General features: G+C 72.4%; 23 protein-coding genes. 15 read left to right on the top strand and 8 right to left on the bottom strand.

Translation table 11 applies throughout. The features are described from left to right. Positions 1–66 precede the first annotated feature (66 nt). From ABUL08_RS18435 to ABUL08_RS18425, 3 genes are read right to left on the bottom strand one after another with little or no spacing between them, the layout of a single operon-like run. The gene (locus ABUL08_RS18435; protein ID WP_350931159.1) at positions 67–228 is read right to left on the bottom strand and encodes a hypothetical protein; all 162 of its coding nucleotides are present in this window, start codon (positions 226–228) and stop codon (positions 67–69) included. Then, positions 225–1,094 carry a tetratricopeptide repeat protein gene (locus tag ABUL08_RS18430; RefSeq protein WP_350931158.1) on the bottom strand — a complete coding sequence of 290 codons (870 nt, stop codon included), beginning with the start codon at positions 1,092–1,094 and terminating at the stop codon, positions 225–227. The genes ABUL08_RS18435 and ABUL08_RS18430 overlap by 4 nt, the downstream gene beginning before the upstream one ends. Then, on the bottom strand, positions 1,091–1,543 hold the full coding sequence (locus ABUL08_RS18425; RefSeq protein WP_350931157.1) for a hypothetical protein: 453 nt from the start codon (positions 1,541–1,543) through the stop codon (positions 1,091–1,093). The genes ABUL08_RS18430 and ABUL08_RS18425 overlap by 4 nt, the downstream gene beginning before the upstream one ends. 172 nt (positions 1,544–1,715) lie before the next feature. Here ABUL08_RS18425 and efeU point away from each other — a divergent pair, with 172 nt between their 5' ends. The 8 genes from efeU to hpf all read left to right on the top strand — a co-directional run bounded on the left by efeU (position 1,716) and on the right by hpf (position 11,291). Next, positions 1,716–2,690 (top strand): iron uptake transporter permease EfeU, encoded by a 975-nt coding sequence (efeU, locus tag ABUL08_RS18420; RefSeq protein ID WP_350931156.1) that lies wholly within the window; start codon positions 1,716–1,718, stop codon positions 2,688–2,690. Between the two features lie 32 nt (positions 2,691–2,722). After that, complete coding sequence (gene efeO / locus ABUL08_RS18415; protein ID WP_350931155.1) at positions 2,723–3,856, top strand: iron uptake system protein EfeO; 1,134 nt, start codon at positions 2,723–2,725, stop codon at positions 3,854–3,856. Positions 3,857–3,879: 23 nt separating this feature from the next. After that, positions 3,880–5,175, top strand: a complete 1,296-nt coding sequence (efeB, locus tag ABUL08_RS18410; RefSeq protein WP_350931154.1) for an iron uptake transporter deferrochelatase/peroxidase subunit — start codon at positions 3,880–3,882, stop codon at positions 5,173–5,175. A gap of 265 nt (positions 5,176–5,440) precedes the next feature. Beyond that, entirely contained in the window at positions 5,441–6,130 is a 690-nt protein-coding gene (gene mtrA / locus ABUL08_RS18405) for an MtrAB system response regulator MtrA (protein WP_350931153.1), read from the top strand. A gap of 58 nt (positions 6,131–6,188) precedes the next feature. Then, on the top strand, positions 6,189–7,895 hold the full coding sequence (mtrB, locus tag ABUL08_RS18400) for an MtrAB system histidine kinase MtrB (protein ID WP_377522543.1): 1,707 nt from the start codon (positions 6,189–6,191) through the stop codon (positions 7,893–7,895). Beyond that, entirely contained in the window at positions 7,892–9,691 is a 1,800-nt protein-coding gene (locus ABUL08_RS18395) for an LpqB family beta-propeller domain-containing protein (RefSeq protein ID WP_350931152.1), read from the top strand. Before mtrB ends, ABUL08_RS18395 begins: the two co-directional genes overlap by 4 nt. 46 nt (positions 9,692–9,737) lie before the next feature. Continuing rightward, positions 9,738–10,409 (top strand): ComF family protein, encoded by a 672-nt coding sequence (locus ABUL08_RS18390; RefSeq protein ID WP_350938696.1) that lies wholly within the window; start codon positions 9,738–9,740, stop codon positions 10,407–10,409. Between the two features lie 249 nt (positions 10,410–10,658). Next, entirely contained in the window at positions 10,659–11,291 is a 633-nt protein-coding gene (gene hpf, locus ABUL08_RS18385) for a ribosome hibernation-promoting factor, HPF/YfiA family (protein WP_350931151.1), read from the top strand. 41 nt (positions 11,292–11,332) lie between these two features. Here hpf and ABUL08_RS18380 read toward each other — a convergent pair whose 3' ends face one another. After that, complete coding sequence (locus ABUL08_RS18380; protein WP_350931150.1) at positions 11,333–12,445, bottom strand: GNAT family N-acetyltransferase; 1,113 nt, start codon at positions 12,443–12,445, stop codon at positions 11,333–11,335. Further along, entirely contained in the window at positions 12,442–13,608 is a 1,167-nt protein-coding gene (locus ABUL08_RS18375; RefSeq protein ID WP_350931149.1) for a GNAT family N-acetyltransferase, read from the bottom strand. Before ABUL08_RS18375 ends, ABUL08_RS18380 begins: the two co-directional genes overlap by 4 nt. A 160-nt stretch (positions 13,609–13,768) precedes the next feature. Between ABUL08_RS18375 and secA the strand changes: the two genes are divergently transcribed. Then, complete coding sequence (secA, locus tag ABUL08_RS18370) at positions 13,769–16,690, top strand: preprotein translocase subunit SecA (protein WP_350931148.1); 2,922 nt, start codon at positions 13,769–13,771, stop codon at positions 16,688–16,690. Between the two features lie 193 nt (positions 16,691–16,883). Here secA and ABUL08_RS18365 read toward each other — a convergent pair whose 3' ends face one another. Beyond that, positions 16,884–17,531, bottom strand: coding sequence for an Rv3235 family protein (locus ABUL08_RS18365; RefSeq protein WP_350938695.1), 648 nt, complete (start codon positions 17,529–17,531; stop codon positions 16,884–16,886). 102 nt (positions 17,532–17,633) lie between these two features. Beyond that, positions 17,634–17,861, bottom strand: a complete 228-nt coding sequence (locus tag ABUL08_RS18360) for a helix-turn-helix transcriptional regulator (protein ID WP_091338957.1) — start codon at positions 17,859–17,861, stop codon at positions 17,634–17,636. 206 nt (positions 17,862–18,067) lie between these two features. Here ABUL08_RS18360 and ABUL08_RS18355 point away from each other — a divergent pair, with 206 nt between their 5' ends. Beyond that, positions 18,068–18,577, top strand: a complete 510-nt coding sequence (locus tag ABUL08_RS18355; RefSeq protein WP_350931147.1) for a DUF6912 family protein — start codon at positions 18,068–18,070, stop codon at positions 18,575–18,577. Between the two features lie 28 nt (positions 18,578–18,605). Here ABUL08_RS18355 and ABUL08_RS18350 read toward each other — a convergent pair whose 3' ends face one another. After that, on the bottom strand, positions 18,606–19,625 hold the full coding sequence (locus ABUL08_RS18350) for a hypothetical protein (protein WP_350931146.1): 1,020 nt from the start codon (positions 19,623–19,625) through the stop codon (positions 18,606–18,608). Between the two features lie 458 nt (positions 19,626–20,083). Between ABUL08_RS18350 and pruA the strand changes: the two genes are divergently transcribed. From pruA to ftsX, 5 genes are all read left to right on the top strand, one after another. Then, positions 20,084–21,712: an L-glutamate gamma-semialdehyde dehydrogenase gene (pruA, locus tag ABUL08_RS18345; RefSeq protein ID WP_350931145.1), complete on the top strand. Its 1,629-nt coding sequence runs from the start codon at positions 20,084–20,086 to the stop codon at positions 21,710–21,712. 182 nt (positions 21,713–21,894) lie between these two features. Beyond that, on the top strand, positions 21,895–22,410 hold the full coding sequence (locus ABUL08_RS18340) for a PadR family transcriptional regulator (RefSeq protein ID WP_350931144.1): 516 nt from the start codon (positions 21,895–21,897) through the stop codon (positions 22,408–22,410). Between the two features lie 65 nt (positions 22,411–22,475). After that, positions 22,476–23,597, top strand: a complete 1,122-nt coding sequence (prfB, locus tag ABUL08_RS18335; protein ID WP_350931143.1) for a peptide chain release factor 2 — start codon at positions 22,476–22,478, stop codon at positions 23,595–23,597. Positions 23,598–23,715: 118 nt separating this feature from the next. Continuing rightward, positions 23,716–24,396 carry a cell division ATP-binding protein FtsE gene (gene ftsE / locus ABUL08_RS18330; RefSeq protein ID WP_043962078.1) on the top strand — a complete coding sequence of 227 codons (681 nt, stop codon included), beginning with the start codon at positions 23,716–23,718 and terminating at the stop codon, positions 24,394–24,396. A 65-nt stretch (positions 24,397–24,461) separates the two neighbouring features. After that, entirely contained in the window at positions 24,462–25,337 is an 876-nt protein-coding gene (gene ftsX / locus ABUL08_RS18325) for a permease-like cell division protein FtsX (protein ID WP_350931142.1), read from the top strand. The last annotated feature ends 83 nt before the right edge of the window (positions 25,338–25,420 follow it).

The following is a 25,420-nucleotide window of genomic DNA, read 5'->3' as shown; positions in this document are numbered from 1 at the left end:
GGGTCGGCCGCACGTGCGGCCGACCCGGTTCCGTCGTTCCCGGCCGGTGACGGCGAGGGGCGCGGCTCAGCCGGGCGGGCGGCGGGTCGGTCGCACCCAGGTCCAGACGCACCAGGCCAGCCAGGCGAGCGAGACCGCGGTGGCCAGCGGGCGCATCCGCAGCGCGCTGAGCAGCATCACCAGCGCCAGCACACCGAGCCAGGGCAGCAGCCCGCGCGCGGTCGTCACGCCCGCCACCGGCCGCGTACCAGGCGGCGGACCAGGGGTGGGGCGATCCAGGACCAGACGCAGTAGGCCAGCCAGGTCATCGCCACGGCGAACGCGGCGACGGGCAGCCCGAGCAGGTTGAGCAGGGCGATGCTGCCCACCGCGATCAGCCACAGCCGGATGCCCAGCCGGTAGAGCGGGCGCAGCGGCAGCAGCAGCGGGTGTGCGTACACCCGGGTCTCCCAGGCGGCCTCGGCGTAGTCGGGGTCGTCGGGCTGGTGTGCGACCGCCTGACCGAAGGAGCGGTGCGCGGCGGTGATCCGGCCGCGTTCCACCGCGATCCCGCCGTGCATGGCCAGCGCCGCCGGGTGCTCCGGGTGGCGGCCGAGGAACTCCCGGGCCAGCCGCTCGGCCGCCCGGTCGTCGCCCCGGGCGTACGCGAGCTGGATCCGGCCGGCGTGCACGGCCGGATCCTCCGGCGCCAGCTCGGCGGCGCGGGCGAGCAGCCGGGCGGCCTTGTCGGTCTGGTCGACGGTGACGCAGAGGTCGGCGTACTGGCAGAGCAGCCACGGGTCCTGCGGGTCGAGGGCCAGCGCGTCGAGCAGCGCCCGTTCGGCCGGCGCGTAGGCGCCCTGGTGGCGCAGCGCGACACCCAGCCGGCCGAGCAGTTCGGGATCCGGCCCGACCTCGGCCAACCCCCGCCGGGCGACCGCGGCCGTCTCGTCCCAGCGGTCCAACGCGCTGAGCGCCAGCACCCGCAGCCGGTACGCCGCCGCGCCGGTGGCCAGCGCCCCGGGCAGCCGACCCAGCTCCGCCAGCGCCTGCTCCGGGCGGTCCAGCTCCAGCAGGGCGACCACGCGGGTCAGCTGCTCCCCGGGGGCGGTCACGAGGCACCCAGCGCGACCGCGAGGGGGATCGCCTCGACCAGGCCGAGCCCGAGGGAAGCCGCGATGCCGGGCAGCACCAGTGAGGCGGGGGTGCCGCCGCGCATCTCCCAGCTTCGGAACCGGCCCTTCTGGGTCAGGTTGGCGACTCCCCAGACGGCGACGCCGGAGAGCGCCCCGACCAGCCGGCCGGGGCCGGAGACGTGGCCGTGGAGGAGCGTGACGGTGACCGCCGCCCGGGCGACCACGGCGGCCAGCCCGGTGCCGGCGATGGCCAGGGTGGGCCCGGTGGGCAGCCGCAGCCGACGGGCGTTGACCAGGGCCAGCACGGTGACCGCGAGCGCCCCGCCGAAGACGGCGGGATAGAGCAGCGAGCCGGGTCGCCAGGCCGGTCGGCGGTCGGCCTCGTAGGCCGCGGGGGTGATGGTGGGGGTGAAGAGGTCGTCGGCCACGGTCGTCCTGTCTGCGGGGGTTGGCCGGATGATGCCACAGCTCGGGGCCGCGGCGATGCCCCTCGGTGCCGGGGTGACGTTGTCATGAACGACTTGACGCCGCGCCGGATCAGAGGGAAGGTATGGCTGCCCTAAGTAAACTGAGGCGTGCCTAACTGATCACGGAGTTCCGATGTTCGCCACGTACCTGATCGGCCTGCGGGAAGGCCTGGAAGCGACCCTCGTGGTCAGCATCCTGGTCGCGTTCCTGGTGAAGTCGCAGCGGCGGGACCGGCTGCCGCAGGTCTGGGCCGGCGTCGGCCTGGCCGTGGTGCTGTCCGTCTTCTTCGGCTGGCTGATCGAGTACACGTCGACCTCGCTGCTGGCCCGCTCCGAGGACCGGGAGCTCTTCGAGGCGATCACCTCCGTCGCCGCCGTGGTCTTCGTGACCTGGATGATCTTCTGGATGCGTAAGGCCGCCCGGAGCATCGCCGGTGAGCTGCGCGGCAAGCTCAGCGACGCCCTCGCCGTCGGCTCCCTCGCGGTGCTCGGGATGTCCTTCCTGGCCGTGATCCGGGAGGGCCTGGAGACCGCCCTGATCTTCTACTCGGCCGCCCAGAGCGCGGCCGGGGGCGCCGGTCGCGGACCGCTGCTGGCGCTGATCGGCGGCATCGCCACCGCCGTGGTGATCGGCTTCCTGATCTACCGCAGCGCACTGAAGATCAACCTGAGCACCTTCTTCACCTGGACCGGTGCGCTGCTCATCCTGGTCGCCGCCGGCATCCTCAAGTACGGCGTGCACGACTTCCAGGAGGCCGGCGTGCTGCCCGGCCTGAACAACCTGGCCTTCGACATCTCCGGCGTGCTCGACCCCAGCACCTGGTACGCGGCGCTGCTCGCCGGCATGTTCAACATCACCGCCACCCCGAGCGTGCTGGAGATGCTCGCCTGGGTCGCCTACGCGGTGCCGGTCCTCGTGCTCTTCCTCCGCAAGCCGGCCGCACCGGCCAGGCCGACCGCCGCAGCGCAGCCCGTCGCCGCACCCTCGGCCCCGGCCGGGACCACCACGCCGGTTTCGTCGACCGCCCCGGCCGAGCCGGCCGCCGCCGCCGAGGCGACGCCCGCCGCGCCGACGTCGCCGGTCACCGACGCGCGCCAGCGCGCCTGATCCGCGTTCCCGTTCGAGGAGAGAAAGTCCTGATGCGTACCACCCGCTTCGTCGTGCTCGCCGCCACCGGCGTACTGGCCGTCACCGGGGTGACCGCCTGCGGCGGCAAGACCGAGGACAAGGCGACCGGCAAGGCCAACGCGGTCACGGTCAAGGCCACCGACACCGCCTGCGAGGTGGACGTCACCGAGCTCGCCGCCGGCCAGACCAGCTTCTCGGTGACCAACTCGGGCAGCAAGGTCAACGAGTTCTACGTCTATGCCGCCGGGGACCGGGTGATGGGCGAGGTGGAGAACATCGCCCCCGGGCTGACCCGCGAACTCCGCGTCGAGCTGCCCGCCGGGACGTACGAGACGGCCTGCAAGCCCGGGATGAGCGGCCGGGGCATCCGGGGCGGCCTGAAGGTCACCGGCGCCGCGGCCAGCGTCGCCCCCGACGCCGCCCTGACCCAGGCGACCGCCAGCTACCAGCGCTACGTCACCAGCCAGACCGCCGCGTTGCTGACGAAGACCGAGGAGTTCGTGGCCGCGGTCAAGGCCGGCGACGTGACGAAGGCCAAGGCCCTCTATCCGGTCGCCCGCACCTACTGGGAGCGGATCGAGCCGGTCGCGGAGAGCTTCGGTGACCTCGACCCGAAGATCGACGGCCGCGAGGAGGTCATCGAGGAGGGGATGGAGTTCACCGGCTTCCACCGGATCGAGAAGGACCTCTGGACCACCGGTGACATCAGCAAGGACGGCCCGATCGCCGACCAGCTGCTCACCGACGTCAAGGCCATCGTGGCGAAGGCCAACGCGGAGAAGCTCACCCCGCTCCAGCTCGCCAACGGCGCGAAGGCGCTCCTCGACGAGGTCGCCAGCGGCAAGATCACCGGTGAGGAGGAGCGGTACTCGCACACCGACCTCTGGGACTTCAACGCCAACCTGGAGGGCTCCAAGGCGGCCATCGCCGCGCTCCGCCCCGCGCTGGAGCAGCGCTCGCCCGACCTGGTCAAGCAGCTCGACACCGAGTTCGCGAACGTCGAGGCCACCCTCGGCAAGCACCGCGCCGGAGACGGCTGGAAGCTGCACACCGCGCTCAGCAAGGCCGAGCTGAAGGAACTCTCCGACAGCATCAACGCCCTGGCCGAGCCGATCAGCAAGGTCGCCGCGGTCGTCGCCCGATGACCACCACGCCCGGAGGTGACGCGATGAGCGAGCAGGACACCGCCCCGCGGACCGCCACCCTGTCCCGGCGGCGGGCCATCACCCTCGCCGGGGTCGGCGTGGCCGGGGTGGCCGGCGTCGCCGCCGGCACCGCCGCCCTGGTCCGCAGCCCGGACCACGCGGCGGCGAACGACACCGCCGCCGGTGGGGTGCCGTTCCACGGTGCGCACCAGGCCGGCATCGTCACGCCCGCCCAGGACCGGCTGCACTTCGTCGCGTTCGACGTCATCACCATGGACCGGGCGAAGCTCGTCGCGCTGCTCCAGGAGTGGACGGCCGCCGCCGCCCGGATGACCGCCGGGAAGGACGCCGGGGTGATCGGCGCGGTCGGCGGCATGCCGGAGGCACCGCCGGACGACACCGGTGAGGCGCTCGGGCTGCCCCCGTCGCAGCTCACCCTCACCATCGGCTTCGGGCCCACGCTCTTCCGCGACGCGCAGGGCCGGGACCGGTTCGGCATCGCCGACAAGCGGCCCGCCGCGCTGGCCGACCTGCCGCACTTCGCCGGGGACGCGCTGCGCCCGGAGATCTCCGGCGGGGACCTCTGCGTCCAGGCCTGCGCCAACGACCCGCAGGTCGCCGTGCACGCCATCCGCAACCTGGCCCGCATCGGCATGGGCGTGGTCAGCGTCCGCTGGTCGCAGCTCGGCTTCGGGCGTACGTCGTCGACGTCCCGGGACCAGGCCACCCCGCGCAACCTCTTCGGCTTCAAGGACGGCACCGCCAACCTGAAGGCCGAAGACGCCGGGCTGCTGCGCGAGCAGCTCTGGGCCCAGCCGGGGGACGGGCCGGACTGGATGACGGGCGGGTCGTACCTGGTCACCCGGAAGATCCGGATGCAGGTCGAGACCTGGGACCGCAGCTCGCTGGCCGAGCAGGAGCAGATCGTCGGGCGGACGAAGGGCAGCGGCGCGCCGCTGGGTCGGCGCGACGAGTTCGACGAGCCGGACTTCGCCGCCAAGGGCGACGACGGGCAGCCGGTGATCGCCGAGACCTCGCACGTCCGGCTCGCCCACCCCACCCTGAACAACGGTGCCCGGCTGCTGCGCCGGGGCTACAACTTCGTGGACGGCTCGGACGGGCTGGGCCGGCTCGACGCCGGGCTCTTCTTCATCGCCTACCAGCGGGACCCGCGCAAGCAGTTCGTGCCGATCCAGACCCAGCTCTCCCGGCACGACGCGATGAACGAATACCTGCGGCACGTCTCCAGCGGCATCTTCGCCTGCCCGCCGGGCGTCCGGGACGCCGCCGACCACTGGGGGCGGGCGCTCTTCGGCTGACCCGGCCGGCCCGGCCCGCGCTCGGCGTTGACCCGGGGTGGGCTGTCCGCGTACCGGGGAAGGGCCGGACCTCCGACGGGGGTGCCGGCGCGGCGGACCGTTGGTGGCGGTCGACGCCGCGCTCGGGGATCATGGTGACCGGTCGGATCCTTCCGGCGCGCCACGCCGGTCGGCACCGCCGATCTGTGGTGCCAGGGGTCCGGCCGCAGTACCGTGCCGTGGTACCGAACCCTCCGATCCGAACGGGGATGGAACGATAAACCCCATGAGAGCCCGGGTGCTGGTCGTCGACGACGACCCCGCGCTGGCCGAGATGCTCGGCATCGTGCTGCGCAGTGAGGGCTTCGTGCCCTCGTTCGTCGCCGACGGGGAACGGGCACTGGCCGCGTTCCGGGACAGCCGACCCGACATCGTCCTGCTCGACCTGATGCTGCCCGGAATGAGCGGTATCGACGTGGCGCGCGCGATCCGGACGGAATCGGGCGTGCCAATCGTCATGCTCACCGCCAAGAGCGACACGGTCGACGTGGTGCTCGGCCTGGAGTCCGGGGCCGACGACTACGTGGTCAAGCCGTTCAAGCCCAAGGAGCTGGTGGCCCGGATGCGGGCCCGGCTGCGCCGGGGCGAGGACGTGGCGCCGGAGATGCTGACCATCGGCCCGCCCGGCAACCAGATCTCCATCGACGTGCCGGCGCACACCGTCAGCCGGGACGGCGAGGAGGTGAAGCTGACCCCGCTGGAGTTCGACCTGCTGGTCGCGCTGGCTCGCAAGCCGCGCCAGGTCTTCACCCGCGAGGTGCTGCTGGAGCAGGTCTGGGGCTATCGGCACGCCGCCGACACCCGGCTGGTCAACGTGCACGTGCAGCGCCTGCGCGCCAAGATCGAGCCGGATCCGGAGCGACCGGAAATCATCCTGACCGTGCGGGGCGTGGGCTACAAGGCGGGTACCGGATAGCCTGGTCACTACTGTGGTGACCTCCCCGCTCCCCGACCCCCCGACGCCCGCGTCGCGTGTGCTGCACGCCGCGCGGGCGCTCTGGCTCGCGCTGGCCGGCCGGTCCGCCCGGCTCGGCGCCGGCCTGCACCAGACCTGGCGGCGCTCGTTGCAGGTCCGGGTGGTGACCATCACCCTGGTGACCTCCAGCATGCTGGTCGGCGGCTTCGCCTACCTGATCGCCGACAAGATCACGAGCATCCTGGTGGAGAACGCGCAGACCGACGTCCTGGCGCGGCTGCGCAGCGGCAGCGAATACGCGGCGAAGCAGTTCAGCCTCTATGCCCAGCCGCAGGAGGCGCAGCTCCAGGACACCATCGACGGCACGGTCAACTACCTGGCCGGCGGTGACCCGCAGCAGACCAGCGGCGTCGTGGTGGCCATCACCGCGGACCGGTTCACCGGCGTGATCACCCCGCGTACCTCGCCGGACGTGCAGGTCCGGCCGCTGATCAGCCCGGAGCTGCGGGCGTCGGTCGCCGGTGGCAGCGTCGCCCACCAGATCCGCACCGGCACGCTCGGCGGGGAGCGGACCAAATACCTCGTGTACGGCTCCCCGGTGCCGACCCAGTTCGGTCAGCTGGAGCTCTACTACCTCGTCCCGTTGGCCCGGCAGGACGCCACCGCCGCTGATGCCCGGGCCACCGTGGTGGCCACCGGCGTCGCCCTGGTGCTCCTGCTCGGCCTGCTCGCCGCCCTGGTCACCCGGTTGGTGGTGACCCCGGTCCGGGTGGCGGCCCGGACCGCGCAGCGCCTCTCCGCCGGCCTGCTCGACCAGCGGATGGTGGTCAACGGCGAGGACGACCTGGCGCTGCTCGCCGCCTCGTTCAACCAGATGGCGACGAATCTGCAACGGCAGATCCTCCGGCTGGAGGAGATGTCCCGGTTGCAGCGCCGGTTCACCTCCGACGTCTCGCACGAGCTGCGCACCCCGCTGACCACCGTACGGATGGCCGCCGACCTGATCTTCGCCGAGCGCGACGAGTTCGACCCGGCGGTGGCGCGCAGCGCCGAGCTGCTCCAGGCCGAGCTGGACCGCTTCGAGGAGCTGCTCACCGACCTGCTGGAGATCAGCCGCTTCGACGCCGGCTTCGCGATGCTGGACTCCGAGCCGACCGACCTGGTGCCGGTGGTGCACCGGGTGGCCGACCGGCTCGCCGGCCTGGCGGAGCGGGTCGGGGTGACCATCGAGCTGGACGTGCCGACCACCCCGGTGATCGCCGAGGTGGATCCGCGCCGGGTCGAGCGGGTGCTGCGCAACCTGGTCGGCAACGCCGTCGAGCACGGCGAGGCCAAGCCGGTGCTGATCACCCTCGGGATGGACGCCAGCGCGGTGGCGATCACCGTACGGGACCACGGGGTGGGGCTGCGGCCCGGCGAGGAGAAGCTGGTCTTCAACCGGTTCTGGCGGGCCGACCCGTCCCGGGCCCGGCAGACCGGCGGCACCGGGCTGGGTCTCTCCATCAGCCTGGAGGACGCCCGGCTGCACGGTGGCTGGCTGGAGGCGTGGGGTGCGCCCGGTCAGGGTGCCCAGTTCCGGCTGACCCTGCCGGCCCGCTCCGGTGACCGGCTCACCACCTCCCCGCTGCGGCTGGTGCCGTCCGACGCCGCGCTGCCCTTCGGTGGTCCGCGCACCGGGGGCCTGCTGGCGATCGGCCCTGGTGCGGCGGGTGGGCTGGCCATCGGCCCGGCCGGGGACGGCGACCGGGCCGAGGTGCAGTCGTGAGGCGGCGACTGTTCGCCGCCCTGCTCGGCGGGGTGCTCCTGGTCGCCGGGGTGACCGGCTGCGGCATCCCGCACGACACCGCCGTCGAGGTGGACGGTCCGGGACCGGCGGCGGAGTCCGGGTCGTTCAACGGCCGTCCCGCCGAGCCGCCGGCGCAGAACGCGACCAGCGACCCGGAGGAGTTCATCCACAACTACCTGGCCGCCGCCTCCGGCGAGCCGGACCGGGCCTACTACCGGGCCAAGCAGTTCATCGCGCCGGAGAGCCGGGGCCTGCTGCGGGAGAAACAGGCCAGTGAGATCACCCTGACCGTGGTCCGGCTCCGGGACCGCCCGGTGGTGACCCAGAACAGCGACACCACCACCACGGTCAAGGTCGCCGTGCAGCAGCTCGGGGTGCTCCGCGCCGACGGCACCCTGGGGCCCGCGGGGGCCGGCGATTCCGAGTACCGGTTCCGGCTGCGGGCCGCGACCGCCGCGGACGCCGGCAGCTCCGGGCTGCTCATCACCGAGCTGCCGAACGTCCTGCTGCTCACCGACAGCGCGCTGGGCCGCTACTACGAGCGGCGCACCATCTACTTCTGGAACTCCGACGAGACCCGGCTCGTCCCGGACCAGCGCTACCTGCCCTCGGCGGTGCCCGACGAGCGGCTGGTCAGCGAGGTCGTGAAGTGGCTGACCCGGGGGCCGTCGGAGTGGCTCGCGCAGGGCGTCACCGGGCTGCCCGACAAGACCGACCTGATCAACAACGCCACCGGCTCGGACGGGCGGTGGGAGGTCAACCTGACCATGCCGGGCGTCACCGACGACCGGTTGGCCCGGCTCGCCACGCAGCTCGCCTGGTCGCTGCCCGACCTGGAGGGGCAGCTGGAGCTGAAGATCCAGAACCAGAGCCGGCGTACGGTCGACCTGAAGAAGGAGCGGCTGCTGCGACCCGTGTACCCGCTCACCCGGAGCCCGGAGCGGTTCGCCGTCTATGACGGGTCGGTCCGTCCGCTCTCCTTCGAGGGCGAACCGAGCGGCGCGGTGCCGGTGGTGCCGGCGGCGAACCGGGCGGTGGTCGCGGCGGCGCTGCACCGTTCCGGCGACGAGGTCCTCGCCGCGCTGGTGGTGACCCGGGCCGACCGCCGGCAGCAACTGCGGGTCGGCTACGGGCCGGAGCCGGTCACCGTCTTCAACGGCAGCGGCTGGTACGCCTCCGTCGGTCGCCCGGTGTGGCTGCGCTCGCTGGACCCGCAGCACCCGTACGGGCTGGTGGTGGCCGGGGGCCGGCTGTTCCGCTTCGACGGCAACGCCGCCATGAGCCCGGTGTCGCTGCCGGTGGCGGGGAACGTCACCGCGGTCGCCGCCTCGCTGGACGGCCACCGGATCGCGCTGATCATCGGTGGCGCGCTCCACGTCGCGGCGGTGAACCTGGACGGCGGCGTGGTCACCGTCGGCCAGCCCCGGCCGCTGGTCACCTCGCTGACGGACCTGACCGCCGTCGACTGGATCGGGGAGAACGGGCTGGTGTTCGCCGGCTCGGAGGGGCGTCCGGCGATCTACGAGACCACCGTGGACGGGGTGCTGGAGACGCCCCTCAAGCAGGACATCGGCGCCGCGGTCACCTACCTCACGGCGTACCCGACGAATCCGGTCGTGCCGCAGCCCAAGAGCGCCTTCATGTACGAGGCGAACCGGGTGGCCTACCGGAACCCGCCGTACGGCACCATCAAGCGGGACGAGGTGCTGGAGGTGACGCCGCCGACGGCCGGGGCCAGGGCGTCCAATCCGACGGCCCCGTTGTTCCTCTACTGAGGCGGTGCCGGTGCCGGGTGGACTCTGGTCGGACCTGACCGATCTGGTGCTGCCGGCCGACTGCGCCGGCTGCGGCGCGCGTTCCGGCAGGCTCCGGCAGGGCTGCTGCCCGCGCTGCGTGGCGGAGCTGACCGGACTGCGTCCAGGCCCGGCCCGGCCGACCCCCGCCCCGCCCGACCTGCCACCGTGCACCGCGCTCGGCCCGTACGCCGGTGCGCTGCGGGAGACGCTGCTGGCGTACAAGGAGCGGGGCCGGCACGGGCTGGCCCGGCCGCTGGGCACGCTGCTCGCCGACGTGGTGGTCGCGGCGGTGGGCCAGCGGCGGCCGGTCGCCCTGGTCCCGGTGCCGGACACCGCGCCCGCCGCCCGCGCCCGGTACGGCGACCACCTCGGCCGGCTGGCCACCCACACCGCCGGTCGACTGCGGGCGGCCGGCTGGCCGGTCCGGGTGCTGCGGCCGGTCCGGGCGCTGCCCCGACCCGACTCGGTGGCCCTGGACAGCGCCGCCCGGGCCGCCGCCGCCGAGACGGCGTTCCGGCTGCGGCGCGGCCCGTTCGGCGGTGCCCGACCCGGGCCGGAGACCGCGGTGGTGCTGCTCGACGACATCGTCACCACGGGGGTGACCCTGGCGGCGGTCAGTCGGGTCTTGCGCGGGGCGGAAATGCCGCCATACGGCGCGGCGGTGCTCGCCGCAACGCAAAAACGACGCCATCGGTGACGCTTCGTGTTTCCATTTCACCCCTTGGTGTATGAGGTGTGAAAATTTCTGGGCGGCGTCCACGACCGGGGGTGACTGTCGGGCGAACAGGAGTTAGCGTTTTCGTGTCGGGGGTAGGAGGGTTTCCCACCCACCCCCGGCGGTGAGAGGAGGCGTAGCCGTACTGAACCGGTCGACGCCCGAGTGGGGATCTCCCAGGGCGCGGACCGGGAAACCGGATCGAACGACCGTCCGAACAAGGGAGGTCACGTGGACATCGTGGTCAAGGGCCGTAACGTCGAAGTGCCGGACCATTACCGGGTGCACGTAGCTGAGAAACTCGCGAAGATCGAACGCTACGACCACAAGCTCATTCGAGTTGATGTCGAGTTGTTCCATGAGCGCAATCCGCGCCAGGCCGATCATTGCCAGCGGGTGGAAATCACCTGTGTGACGCGGGGTCCGGTGATCCGGGCCGAGGCCTGCACGAATGACTTCTACAGCGCGCTGGACGCGGCCATCGCCAAGCTCGACACCCGCTTCCGCCGGGCTGCCGACCGCCGCCGGGTCCACCGGGGCCGGCACGCGCCGCTCTCCGTCGCCGCCGCCACCGCCGACCTGCCGGTCGCCCTCCCCGCCGCCGTGTCCAGCAACGGCGCCGGGACGGCCACCGCGGTCGCCGAGCGGGCCGACGAAGGCTTCGACGAGTACGACGACCAGCCGTGGCACATCGCGCGCGAGAAGGTGCACCCGGCCGAGCCGATGACCGTCGACGACGCCCTGTTCCAGATGGAACTGGTCGGCCACGACTTCTATCTGTTCCACGACAAGGAATCCGGTCGGCCGAGCGTGGTCTACCGCCGGCACGCCTACGACTACGGGATCATCTCGCTCGACACGTGACGGGTGGCGCGGGGCCGGGGCGGCGCAGCCGCCCCGGCCCGTCACCGCGTCGGGCGGTCCGTGGCGAGCAGGCCGTAGAGCACCGCGTCGACCCGGGTGCCGTCCCGGCCGGGGAGCCGGCCGCGCAGCAGCCCCTCCCGCCGGAAGCCGACCTTCTCCAGCACCCGCCCCGAGGCGACGTTCTCCTGCCGGGTGCCGGCCCAGAGCCGGGCCAGTCCGATGTCGAACGCCCAGCCGGTGAGGAGCTGCACGGCGCGGGTGGCCAGTCCCCGCCCGCGTGCCTCGGGCAGCAGGCTGTAGCCGAGCATGGCCTGGCCGGTGGAGGGCTCGTCGTAGACCAGGGCGCAGCCGCCGACCAGCGCGCCGGTCGTCGCGTCCAGCACGGCGAGGTCCGCGGAGCGGCCGACCAGCCAGTGACTCTCCGCCCGGTCGCAGCGCCGGTCGATGGTCGCCCGGCGCGGCGGGACCGGTGGCACCCGGTTCGCCACCACCTCCGGCAGGGTGTGCAGCCGGTGCATGCCGTCCGCGTCGCCGGGGGCGAGCCGCCGCAGGGTCACCACGCCGTCGGTGAGCCGGCCGGCGGGCAGGTCGGGCAGGAGCCGGGCCACCGGGCCGGGCGGGTCGTCGGCGAGGCGTACCCAGACGGTCATGTCGTGCCGCACGCCGTTCTGCGGGGCGCTGGCCGAGCGCCGGTCGCCCTCGTACCGGAAGCCGCCCGCCAGGGCGACCCGCTGGCTGGCGCCGTTCTCCGGCAGGGTGAGCAGCTCCAGCCGGCCGGCCCCGGCGGCGAAGGCGGCGTCGGTGAGCGCCCGCGCGGCGGCCGTGGCGACGCCCCGGCCGCGCGCCGCGGGCGTCACCCAGTAGCCGATCTCCCAGTGGCCGCGCGCCGCGCTGACCAGCGTCAGTCCGACGCCGCCGAGCAGCCGGTCGGTGCCGGGATCGGCGATCGCGTACGCGGCGCCACCGGCGCTCCAGGCCGCCGGCGCGCCCTCGGTGATCCACCAGAGCGCGCTCTGTTCGGTGTACGGGTGCGGCATCGCCGGGATGAACCGCCGGGTGGCCGGGTCGGCGCAGCCCGCCACCACGTCGGCGGCGTCGTCGGTGCGGAACGGCCGCAGCCGCACCCCGTACGCCTCGACGGTCTCCGGTGTCATGCCAGGTCCCCGGCGACCAGCGCGGCCACCCAGCCGTCGCCCCGACCGTCCCGCGTGGGCAGGCCGTTCCGTGCGGTGCCCTCGAAGGAGAAGCCGGCCTTCTCGGCGACCCGCCGCGACGCGGTGTTGCCGACCAGCGCCCGCCACTCGATCCGGGCCAGGCCCAGGGTGGTGAAGCCCCACGCGGTGAGCGCCGCGAGTGCGGCCGGCATGTAGCCCCGGCCGCGGGCGTGCGGGGCGGTCATGAAGCCGACCGAGCCCTGGAGCGGGTCGGCGGGGGAGAGCCGCAGGTCGATCGAGCCGACGTAGTCGTCGGCCGGGTCGGCGACGGCGAAGTACGCCCCGGTGCCCCGGGTCCAGGCCGGCTCGGCGACGTCCCGCCGGAAACCCTCCGCGTGCGACCGCTGGTACGGGTGCGGCACGGTGGTCCAGCGCAGGGTGGTCTCGTCCCGGCAGGTCGTCACGATCCCGTCGAGGTCCCCCTCCTCCATCGGGCGCAGCCGCAGCTCGGTGGCGCCGACGGTGGCGAAGAGGACGGGCTGCGGACGGCCGAAGACGGCGGCCCGGCGGGCGGCGAGGGTGTCCGGGCCGGCCGGGGTGGGTGCGCCCGGGGCGGCCAGCTCGTCCGGCAGGAGGGAGCCGATCCAGGCCTCGGGGCGTCCGTCGGCGGGCGGGTGCGCCAGGCGGAGTTCCCCCTCGACCCGGAAGCCGGCCCGGAGCGCCACCAGGCGGGAGGCGTGGTTGCCCAGCTCCGCCTGCCAGACCAGCCGGCGCAGCTTCAGCGCCGCGAAGGCCCACCGGGCGACCGCCCGGGTGGCCCGGACGGCGACGCCCCGGCCGCGCGCCCAGGGGGCGGTCCAGTAGCCGATCTCGGCGGAGTCCAGGCCCCGGTCGACGGAGACCAGGCCGCAGGAGGCGAGCAGCTCACCGCTCGCCGCGTCGCAGACCGCGAAGAGCGCCCCGGTGCCCTCGTCCCAGGCCCGCCCGCTGATCTCGGTGACGAACCCGAGGGCGTGTTCCGGCAGGTACGGGCGGGGTACGGTGGTCCAACGCTGGATGTCCGGATCCTGGCAGGCACGGTGCACCGCGTCGGCGTCCTCCGCCCGCCAGGGTCGCAGCAGCAGGCCGTCCTCGATGATCTCCACAGGCTCCACCTGAGCCATCGTGCCGGATCGTTCGCGGACGGCGTAACCGGATAACCGCCGGCCGGCGCGTGGCTCGCGAGTTATGTCGGTTTCGCTGCCCCGGACCGCCGCCACCAGTGACCATCGCCGCATCGGAGCGCCTACGATGGTTCGAGACTGTCTAGGGGAGCGTTGATCCGTGTCGATTCTGGAAAAGGTCCTTCGCGCGGGCGAGGGCCGCATGGTGCGTCGGCTCAAGGCCATCGCCGCCGCCGTCAACTCGATCGAGGACGACTACGTCAACCTCACCGACGACGAGCTGCGGGGCCTGACCGCCCAGTACAAGGAGCGGCTCGCCGACGGGGAGACCCTCGACGACCTGCTGCCGGAGGCGTTCGCCACGGTGCGCGAGGCGGCGGCCCGGGTGCTCGGCCAGCGGCCCTACGACGTCCAGGTGATGGGCGGGGCGGCGCTGCACTTCGGCAACATCGCCGAGATGAAGACCGGTGAGGGCAAGACCCTGACCTCGGTCATGGCGGTCTACCTCAACGCGCTCTCCGGCAAGGGCGTGCACGTGGTCACGGTGAACGACTACCTGGCCCAGCGGGACGCCGCCTGGATGGGTCGGGTGCACGAGTTCCTCGGCCTGACCGTCGGCGTGGTCCTGCCGAACCGGCCGGCCAGCGAGCACCGCGCGGCGTACGAGTGCGACATCACCTACGGCACGAACAACGAGTTCGGCTTCGACTACCTGCGCGACAACATGGCCTGGTCGCGGGACGAGCTGGTCCAGCGCGGTCACGGCTTCGCCGTGGTCGACGAGGTGGACTCGATCCTCATCGACGAGGCCCGCACCCCGCTGATCATCTCCGGCCCGGCCGAGCACTCCGCCCGGTGGTACCAGGAGTTCGCCGGCGTGGTGGCCCGCCTCCAGCCGGGCACCGACGGCGAGGGCGACTACGAGGTCGACCACTCCAAGCGGACCATCGCCATCACCGAGCGGGGTGTGGCCAAGGTCGAGGACCGGCTCGGCATCGACAACCTCTACGAGTCGGTGAACACCCCGCTGGTCGGCTACCTCAACAACGCGATCAAGGCCAAGGAGCTCTACAAGCGCGACAAGGACTACATCGTCAGCGACGGTGAGGTCCTGATCGTCGACGAGTTCACCGGCCGCATCCTGCACGGCCGTCGCTACAACGAGGGCATGCACCAGGCGATCGAGGCCAAGGAGGGGGTGGAGATCAAGCAGGAGAACCAGACCCTGGCCACCATCACCCTCCAGAACTACTTCCGCCTCTACGAGAAGCTCTCCGGCATGACCGGTACCGCCCAGACCGAGGCGGGCGAGTTCAACAAGGTCTACAAGGTCGGCGTCGTGACCATCCCGACGCACCGGCCGATGGTCCGCCTCGACCGGGCCGACGTGATCTACAAGACCGAGAAGGCCAAGTTCAACGCCGTCATCGAGGACATCGCCGAGCGGCACCAGGCCGGTCAGCCGGTGCTCGTCGGCACCGTCTCGGTGGAGAACTCGGAGATCCTCTCCACGCTGCTGCGCCGCCGCGGCATCCCGCACTCCGTGCTGAACGCCAAGTTCCACGCCAAGGAGGCGGAGATCGTCGCCCAGGCCGGGCGCAAGGGCGCGGTCACCGTCGCCACCAACATGGCCGGCCGGGGTACGGACATCCTGCTCGGCGGCAACGCCGAGTTCCTCGCCGCGAACGAGCTGCGTCAGCGCGGCCTCGACCCGGTCGAGCAGCCGGAGGAGTACGCCAAGGCGATGGAGGAGGTCCTGCCCACCTGGAAGCAGGCCTGCGACGTCGAGGCCGAGGAGGTGGCCGCCGCCGGTGGCCTCTACGTGCTGGGCACCGAGCGGCACGAGTCCCGCCGGATCGACAACCAGCTGCGGGGTCGGGCCGGCAGGCAGGGTGACCCGGGCGAGTCCCGCTTCTACCTCTCCCTCCAGGACGAGCTGATGAAGCGGTTCCGGGCCGGTGCGGTCGAGGCGGTGATGGACCGCTTCAACATCCCGGAGGACGTGCCGATCGAGTCGAAGATGGTCACCCGGCAGATCAAGAGCGCGCAGGCGCAGATCGAGGGCCAGAACGCCGAGATCCGCAAGAACGTCCTCAAGTACGACGAGGTGCTCAACAAGCAGCGCCAGGTCATCTACGCCGAGCGCCTCCGGGTGCTCAACGGCGAGGACCTCTCCGACCAGGTCCGCAACATGATCGACGACGTGGTCGGCGCGTACGTGGTGGGGGCCACCAGCGACGGCTACGCCGAGGACTGGGACCTGGAGCAGCTCTGGGCCAGCCTCAAGCAGCTCTACCCGGTGGGCATCACCATCGACGAGCTGGAGGAGGAGGTCGGCTCCCGGGCCGGCATCGACCAGGACTTCCTGCTCGCCCGCCTCAAGGAGGACGCGCACGCCGCGTACGACCGGCGTGAGGAGACCCTCGGCGAGGAGGCGGTCCGCCAGCTCGAGCGGATGGTGCTGCTCCAGGTCATCGACCGCAAGTGGCGCGAGCACCTCTACGAGATGGACTACCTGCAGGAGGGCATCAACCTGCGGGCGTACGCCCAGCGCGACCCGGTGATCGAATACCAGCGCGAGGGCTTCGACATGTTCGCCACCATGATGGACGGCATCAAGGAGGAGACGGTCGGCTTCCTCTACAACCTGGAGGTCCAGGTCGAGGAGCCCGAGCCGGAGGCCGAGGAGGTGCAGCTGCTGGAGAAGCCGGTCGAGATCCGCGCCAAGGGCCTCAACCAGCACCCGCAGCAGCAGGGCCTGCAATACTCCGCCCCCACCATCGACGGGGAGGCGGGCGCCGGTGCGGTGGCCGTGGAGCGGCCGGAGGAGCAGGCGCCGGCCCTGGGCCTGGGCCGGTCCGGGTCGCCGGAGCGGCCGGCCGCCCCGACCCGGCCGTCGGCCCCGCGTCGTCCCGCCGCGGCGGGCATGAGCGGTCAGGCGGTTGCCGCCAGCACCGCCCGTCGGGCGGCTCCGGGTCAGGTCGACGGCAGCGCGGAGGGCCCGTCCCGCAACGCGCCCTGCCCGTGCGGCTCCGGCCGGAAGTACAAGCGCTGCCACGGCGCCCCGAACAACGGCGCCTGACCGACACCACCCGCGTACGCGACGGGCCCCGGCCACCCGGCCGGGGCCCGTCCGCGTTCCCGTGGCCCGTGGACCCGACCCCACGCCGCCGACGTCGCGGCCGGGCAGCGACCTGGAGCTGGCCAGGTCGCCGACATGGCGGCGGGTCGGAGTCGCCGGGTCGCGCCGACGGGGTGCCGGCCGGTGGGCGGGTTCAGAGGACCTGGAGGGTGGTGCAGAGCCAGCTGCCCCGCCGGTGTTCGAGCCGCAGGGCCATCGCCCAGGTGCCACCGCCGGTGGCGCTGAGCACGACGGCGGCTTCCACCGCCCCGGTACGGGGTTCGCAGACCCGCAGCCGGCGCAGTTGCACGCTGGGGCGGGTGGCGCGGCGGCGTACCGGGCCGACGCGGCGGGCGGCACGGGCCAGTTCGGCGGCCACCTCGGTCACGTTGCCCGGATCGGTGAGCGGCCGGAGCTGCCCCGGCGGCCGGTAACCGTTGAGGATCTCCAGGCAGGTGCGGGTGAAGCGGTGGGCGGCCCGGGCCGCCTCCGGGGTGGCGGTGGCCCGGGCGGCCGGTGGTGGGGTGGCGGCCGGGTGTCGGCCCGGCCCGGCGGGGGTCGGCCGGAGTTCCGGGTGACGCCCGGCGGAGCGGAGGGACTCGTGCCAGGCGGGGCGGCCGGGATCGCGTCCGACCGGTCGACCGGGGTCGCGCCGGCGCGGGTCGAACAGGTCGAGGGTGAGCTGGTCGGCGTTCGGCCGGAACCAGGCGTCGTCCTCGTCCACGAAGGGCGGGTCGATCGGGGGTGCGGGGCGCAGCCGGACCGGGGGACGCGGTGCCGGCGGGCGGCGGGTGTCGACCATCCTCAACCCCTGTTCCTTGCGTTTGCCTTCGTTTGCCTCCGACTGATTCCAAGTTTCGGGTATCGCAGTGCCGGTCGTCAATGGCGTACCGGGTTCAGGTGGTCACTCGGTGTCGCGGTCGGAGAGCGGGTTGCCCCGCACCCACTCGGCGGTCTCCGCATACTTCTGCTGGATGTACTCCTCCAGCCGGGCGCGCTCGACGCGCCACTGACCCCGGCCGCCGATCTTGATGGCGGGCAGCTCACCGCTGCGCACCATGTGGTAGACCTGCGAATCCGACACGTTCAGCTCGGCGGCCACGTCGGACAGGAGCAGGAACCTGGGTTCCACGCGAACTCCCGGGGTTGACGTCGTTTGCCTCAGTTTGCCATCGGAAGCCGACAGCGCCCAGCACTGCCGGGCCACCGGGGCGGGGACACACCGGGGCGGAACTTCCGGCGGAGCCGGTGCGAGGTGTATGACGGTCTCGGCGTACGGCATGATCGGCGCCCGGGACCGGCGGTCGGCCGGTCCGGGCCTGAGCGGGGGAGACACCGGTGACCGACGAGCTTGTCCGGGTGTACGTGCCGGCGACCGTCCCGATGCTGGCGCGGCTGCGCGAGCAGGGGCTGACCGCCGCCGAGGCGCACGCGGTCACCCCGAGCCTGCGCGAGTGGTACGCCGAGGGCGACGAGGAGGAGCTGGAGTACGTCGCCTTCACCCGGGCGGCCCAGGACGCCCTGCTGCTGCTCCGGGCCGATCCGTCCGCGCCGAGGCGTCGGGTGGTGGTCTCGGTGGACCTGCCGGCCACGGCGGTCGGGCGGGTGGACGGGGAGCTGGGGTCGAGCCTGGTCCGGCTCACCGAGTCGGTGCCGGTACGCGCGGTCGCCGCGATCCACGTCGACGGGGCGGAGGCGGTCGACGAGGTGACGGCCGCCGTCGAGGTGGTCGTCGAGGCGCAGGCCGGTGACCCGGACGCCCAGTTCACCGTCGACGGCGCCGAGGACCACGAGTTGGAGTGGTACGACCCCTCCGAGCTGGACCTGCTGCTGCGTCAGGCTTCCTGACCCCGGCACCGGCTGGGGGACCGGCGGGTCAGCGGGCGTCGGTCTCCTCGACCGGCTCCGGGTCGTCCTCGACGCGTGGGCCCAGCGTCCGGCCGAAGGCGATCAGGGTGGTGAGCGCGCCGACGAAGAGCACCCAGATGCCGTTGTCCACCCGCGAGGTGCCCAGCGAGGTCTGCGCGACCGCGTCCGCGTCGCTCAGCGCGGCGGCCAGGTCCAGCAGGCCGCGCCCGCCGACCCGGATGATCACCTCGGTGAGCAGCAGGAGCAGCCCCGGTCCCGCCCCCGCCAGCAGGTACGCCGGCCAGCGCAGCGCCGGGGTGGCCGGGTCCCGGCGGGCGGCCCGGCGGCGGGCCCAGGTCAGGTAGCCGAAGGCGACCAGCCCGGCGATCAGCCCGGCGAGCAGCGACTCGGTCCGGGAGACCCACTTCGCGGCGGTGAGCACCGACTCCTGGCTGTCGCCCGCGCCGAACAGGTCCGAGAGCGGGTCCCGGGCCCGGCTGAACGCCACCACGAAGACCAGTGTGGCCAGGGCGGCGGCGGCGATCGCACCGACCACCCGGCCGGAGCGCGCCCCGGCCACCGCGCCACCGATGATCGCGGCGGCGGCCGTCGTACCGGCGATGGTGTTGGTGGTCGCGTTGTCCGCGTACGTCAGGTTTATGGCGACCGCCGTGGCCAGGCCGACCAGCAGGCCGGCGCCGACGGCGGCGAGGAAGCGCAGGGTGGTCCGGTCGCTGCGCCGGGCGAGCAGGTTGGTGACGGCCAGGGCGACGGCGGCGCCGGTGACGAGCGCGGCGGAGATGACGCCGGGCAGCGCGTACGCGGAGAGGCTGATCGCGGTGACCCCGGCGGCGGCCGAGGAGATGGCGGCCCGGGTCGACCAGAGCATCGCGGCGAGCCAGCCGACGGAGAGCAGCGCGAGCAGTGCGGCTCCGGGCGCGTACCCGGTCGCCCCGGTGCCCTCGACCGCCGGTGCGGCCCGCTCGGCCGGCTCGACCTCGGGCTGGTCCGGCTCCGCAGCCGTGGAGCTGCCGGGCTGGTTGCTCATCGTCTCCCCTTCGACGCGGGCACCGACCCCATCGGCGCGGGGCGGGCAGGTCACCGGCCATCCAGGGTACGCGCCGCCCGGTCCCGGCCCCGCGCCCCGCCCGCCGCCTCCGCCCGCCCCCGCGATCGTGCCGGCCACGCCGCCCGCCGACGTCGGGCGGCCCCCGGGGAGACGCCGTCGGGTTACGGATCGTAGGAGCCGGGCGGCGTCGGGCGCGGGTTCATCGGTCGGGAGGGTCGGCGGCCGTTGGTCCGTTGTGTGGCGGTGCGTGCCGGTCGGGCCGCGCCCGCCGGGCGGGGCGGCCGGGGCCGGGTGGGGACGGGCCCGCCGCATGGAAGAATCGGCGCAGGTCCCGCCGCCGCGACCGGTCCACCGCGCGGTGTCCGGCGGCCGGCCGTCCGGTCGGTCCCCGCGGGTCCGGTTTCGCCACCGCTGTCGAGATCGCACAGGAGCCTGTGATGGACGCCGTGTTCTCCGTACCCGAGCCGCGCAACGAGCCGGTACGCACCTACGAGCCGGGCAGCACCGACCGGGAGCGGCTCCAGCGGCGGCTGGCCGAGCTGGCCGCCGACCGGATCGAGCTGCCGATGACCATCGCCGGTGAGCAGCGGATGGCCGGCGGCGAGTCGATCGACGTGGTCCAGCCGCACAAGCACGCGCACGTCCTCGGTGTCACCGGCCACGCCACCCACGACGACGCCCGCGCCGCGGTCAAGGCCGCCAAGGACGCCGCCCCGATGTGGCGTGCGCTGCCGTTCGAGGAGCGGGCCGCGATCTTCCTGCGCGCCGCCGAGCTGCTCGCCGGCCCGTGGCGGGACACCCTGAACGCGGCCACCATGCTCGGCCAGTCCAAGACCGCCGTGCAGGCGGAGATCGACGCGGCCTGCGAGTTCATCGACTTCCTCCGGTTCAACGTGCACTTCGCCCGGCAGCTGCTGGAAGCCCAGCCGATGTCCTCGCCGGGGGTGTGGAACCGGTTCGACCACCGCCCGCTCGAGGGCTTCGTCTATGCGGTCACCCCGTTCAACTTCACCGCGATCGCCGGCAACCTGCCGTCGGCCCCGGCGCTGCTCGGCAACACCGTGGTCTGGAAGCCGGGTCCCACCCAGCAGTTCGCCGCGCACTTCACCATGCGGCTCTTCGAGGCGGCCGGCCTGCCCCCGGGCGTGATCAACATGGTCACCGGGCGCGGCGAGGAGGTCTCCGACGTCGTGCTGGCCGACCCCGACCTGGCCGGCATCCACTTCACCGGCTCCACCAAGGTCTTCCAGCACCTGTGGAAGACCGTCGGCGAGAACATCGCCGGCTACCGGGGCTACCCCCGGCTGGTCGGCGAGACCGGCGGCAAGGACTTCGTGGTGGCGCACCCCAGCGCCGACGCGGACGCCCTGCACACCGCGCTGATCCGGGGCGCCTACGAGTACCAGGGCCAGAAGTGCTCGGCCGCGTCCCGGGCGTACGTGCCGCGGTCGCTGTGGGAGGGCGGGCTGCGGGACCGGCTGGCCGCCACCGCCGACTCGCTGACGTACGGCGACGTCACCGACTTCAGCAACTTCGGCGGCGCGGTGATCGACGACAAGGCGTTCGGCCGGCACACCGCCGCGCTGGAGCTGATCTCCGGTGACGACAGCTGCCGGATCCTGGCCGGCGGCACCGCCGACGACTCGGTCGGATACTTCGTCCGGCCGACCCTCTTCGAGTGCGCCGACCTGGCACACGAGACGTTCACCACTGAGTACTTCGGGCCGATCCTGGGTGTACACGTCTTCGACGACGCCCGCTTCGACGACGTGGTCACCCAGGCCGAGTCGATCGCCCCGTACGCGCTGACCGGGTCGATCTTCGCGACCGACCGTCGGGTGGTGGAGGCGGTGGCCGAGAAGATGCGGTACGCCGCCGGCAACTTCTACATCAACGACAAGCCGACCGGCGCGGTGGTCGGGCAGCAGCCGTTCGGCGGCGCCCGGGCCAGCGGCACCAACGACAAGGCGGGCTCCTGGCACAACCTGGTCCGCTGGATGTCGCCGCGGACGATCAAGGAGACCTTCGTCCCGCCGACCGACCACACGTACCCCCACATGGGCTGAGGGTGTGACGAGGGGCCCCTTGTTGACAGACGGTTGTCGACGAGGGGCCCCTCCGCGTGAGCGGCCCGGGCGGCGGTCCCCGACGGACTGTCGCCGGCCGACAGTGCACATAGGAAATCCCGTTGGGTGTCGAAAACGGCATTTCCTGGACGCCGCGTCGGCAAAGTGGCAGCTTAGAGGGCATGGCGGAATCCGGAGTCAACCCGACGGCGGCGGCCCTGCTCGGCCTGCTGCACGACGGACCGATGACAGGCGGCCAGCTGATGGCCGCCGCTGAGCGGCGGCTGGCGCCGTACTGGTCGATGACGCGCAGTCAGGTCTACCGCGAGCTTCCGGTGCTGGCGGAGAAGGGCCTGGTGCGGCTGGGCAAGCCCGGGCCGCGGATGAGTCAGCCGTACGCGCTGACGGCGGCGGGGAAACGGACATTCACCCGCTGGTTGGCCGAAAACCCCGGCCGGGACACCATCCGCAACCCGATCGCGTTGCGGATCGCCTTCGGCAACCTGCACTCGGCGAGCCAGCTGAAGAACCTGTACGCCTCGGCGAACGAGTACCACACCGAGGCCCTGGCCGCGGTGCGGGAGCAGGTGAAGAACGCCAAGAAGGAGGGCGACGCGTACGACGCCACCGCCCTGGAGTTCGCCGTCGCCTACCACCGGGCCGCCCTGTCCTGGCTCAAGACCGCCCCGGTCAGCTGATCGCCTGCGGCGGGTCGGGCGGCTGAGGTGAACGAACTCCGCCGGGCCAAGTACCCTTGTCTGTCGTGACCGCTGCCGATTACGCCGAACAGCTCAAGGAACTCGACGCCACCCTGCGCAACATCGAGGCCGTGCTCGACCTGGACAAGCTGCGCGAGCAGAAGGCCCGACTGGAGCAGGAGGCCTCCGCCCCGGATCTCTGGGACGACCAGGCCAAGGCGCAGGCGGTGACCTCGCAGCTGTCGTACGTCAACGGCGAGATCAGCAAGCTCGGCAGCCTCCGCTCCCGGCTGGACGACGCCGGCGTGCTGCTGGAGCTGGCCGAGGCCGAGTCCGACCCGGGGGTGCTCACCGAGGTCGAGTCGGAGATCACCGGGCTGACCAAGGCCGTCCAGGAGCTGGAGGTCCGCACCCTGCTCTCCGGCGAGTACGACTCCCGGGAGGCGCTGGTCGCCATCCGGGCCCAGGCCGGTGGCGTGGACGCGGCGGACTTCGCCGAGATGCTGCTGCGGATGTACCTGCGCTGGGCGGAGCGGCACGGCTACCCGACCGAGGTCTACGAGACCTCGTACGCGGAGGAGGCCGGCCTGAAGTCCGCCACCTTCGCGGTCAAGGTGCCGTACGCCTTCGGCACGCTGAGCGTGGAGTCGGGCACCCACCGGCTGGTCCGGATCAGCCCGTTCGACAACCAGGGCCGCCGGCAGACCAGCTTCGCCGGGGTCGAGGTGCTGCCGGTGGTCGAGCAGACCGACCACATCGACATCCCGGAGAACGAGGTGCGGGTGGACGTCTACCGCTCCTCCGGGCCGGGCGGGCAGAGCGTCAACACCACCGACTCGGCGGTCCGGCTGACCCACATCCCCACCGGCATCGTGGTCACCTGCCAGAACGAGAAGTCGCAGCTGCAGAACAAGGCGTCGGCGATGCGGGTCCTCCAGGCCCGGCTGCTGGAGCGCAAGCGCCAGGAGGAGGAGGAGAAGCTGAAGGGCTTCAAGTCCGAGGGGTCAGGCTCCTGGGGCGAGCAGATGCGCTCGTACGTCCTGCACCCGTATCAGATGGTGAAGGATCTGCGTACCGAGCAGGAGACGGGCAATCCGTCCGCGGTCTTCGACGGCGACCTGGACGGTTTCATCGAGGCCGGCATCCGGTGGCGCAAGCAGCAGCAGATGGCCGGCGACGCTGCGTGATCACGTGTGGGCGGAGCGCGTCATCGATCTCCACGTCAGGCGCTAAATAGATGACGCGCCTCGCTCTACGGGGGCGGGGGGCTTGGCTCTCCCGTTACACCGCGTAGACTCTCGACCCGTGATTCAGCTTGAGCAAGTGACGAAGACGTACCCGAAGGCGTCCCGGCCTTCGCTCGACAACGTGTCCGTCTCGATCGAGAAGGGCGAGTTCGTCTTCTTCATCGGTCCATCCGGCTCCGGCAAGTCCACGATCATCAAGCTGTTGCTGCACGAGGTCACCCCCAACAAGGGGCGGGTCATCGTGAACAGCAAGGACGTCACGTCGATGAGGTCCTGGAAGCGACCCCACTTCCGGCGTTCCATCGGCTGCGTGTTCCAGGACTTCCGGCTGCTGCCGAACCGCACCGCCTACGAGAACGTGGCGTTCGCACTCGAGGTGATCGGCAAGACCAAGGCGGTCGCCCGCCGGGTCGTGCCGGAGGTGCTGGAGCTGGTCGGTCTCGGTGGCAAGGAGCACCGCTACCCGCACGAGCTCTCCGGTGGTGAGCAGCAGCGGGTCGCCGTGGCCCGGGCGTTCGTCAACCGTCCGCTGATCCTGCTGGCGGACGAGCCCACCGGAAACCTGGACCCGGACACCTCGATCGAGATCATGCGCCTGCTCGACCGGATCAACCGGACCGGCACGACCGTCGTGATGGTCACGCACGACTCCAACATCGTGAACCAGATGCGCCGCCGCGTCGTCGAGATCGAGAGCGGCCGCATCGTGCGCGACCAGGCCCGGGGCGTGTACGGCTGAGCCCGGAGCGCCGCCGTAGACCCTGACGACGAACACCTCATGCCGGAGAGCCGGAGGAATTCCCGATGCGCGTGAAATACGTCCTGTCCGAGGTACTGGTCGGACTGTGGCGCAACGTCACGATGACCATCGCCATGATCATCACGATGGCGGTGTCCCTGTTCATGCTGGGCGGCAGCGGTCTGCTGTACCAGAAGGTCGACGACATGAAGGACCTCTACTACAAGAACATCGAGGTCTCGGTCTTCCTCAAGACCGACGTCAGTGACGCGGACCGGCAGGCCCTGCAGACCAAGCTGGAGAGCGACCCGCTGGTCAAGCACGTCGACTACGTCGACAAGCAGGAGGCGTACAAGCGCTTCCAGGAGATGTTCCAGGACGCGCCCGACCTGATCAGCGCGGTCAAGGCGGACAGCCTGCCGCCGTCGCTGCGGCTCAAGCTGAACAACCCGGAGCAGTACAAGGACATCTTCAACCAGTACAAGGGCGAGGCCGGCGTCGACGAGATCGTCGACCAGAGCCGGCTGTTGGACAAGGTCTTCGGCGTCCTCACCGGCATCCAGACCTTCGCGCTGGCTCTGGCGATCTTCATGGCGGTCGCCGCGCTGCTCCTGGTGGCCAACACCATCCAGGTGGCCGCCTACAGCAAGCGCCGCGAGGTCGCGGTCATGAAGCTGGTCGGCGCCTCCAACTGGTTCATCCAGGCGCCGTTCGTGCTGGAGGCGGTGGTGGCCGGTCTGATCGGCTCGATCCTCGCCCTGGTGGCGCTGGCCGTCGGCAAGGTCTTCGCCGCCGGCGGGTCCCTGTCGGCGCTGGAGGGCCTGATCACCCCGATCTCCTGGTCCGACATCTTCCTGATGTTCCCGCTGATGGCGGGCGTGGGTGCCGTGGTCAGCGCGGCCACCGCGTGGATCACCCTCCGCTTCTACCTGCGGGTCTAGTCACCCCGGGCGGCTCTCCGAGGGCCCTCCCACGCCGAAATAAATGGCGCGGGAGGGCCCTTGTGTATGAGGCTGCTCCGGCG

Origin of the sequence: Micromonospora sp. CCTCC AA 2012012, assembly GCF_040499845.1 — a bacterium.
Lineage (GTDB): Bacteria > Actinomycetota > Actinomycetes > Mycobacteriales > Micromonosporaceae > Micromonospora > Micromonospora mangrovi.
Note: the sequence above shows the minus strand (reverse complement) of the source record. Positions and strands in the feature narration are given on the sequence as shown.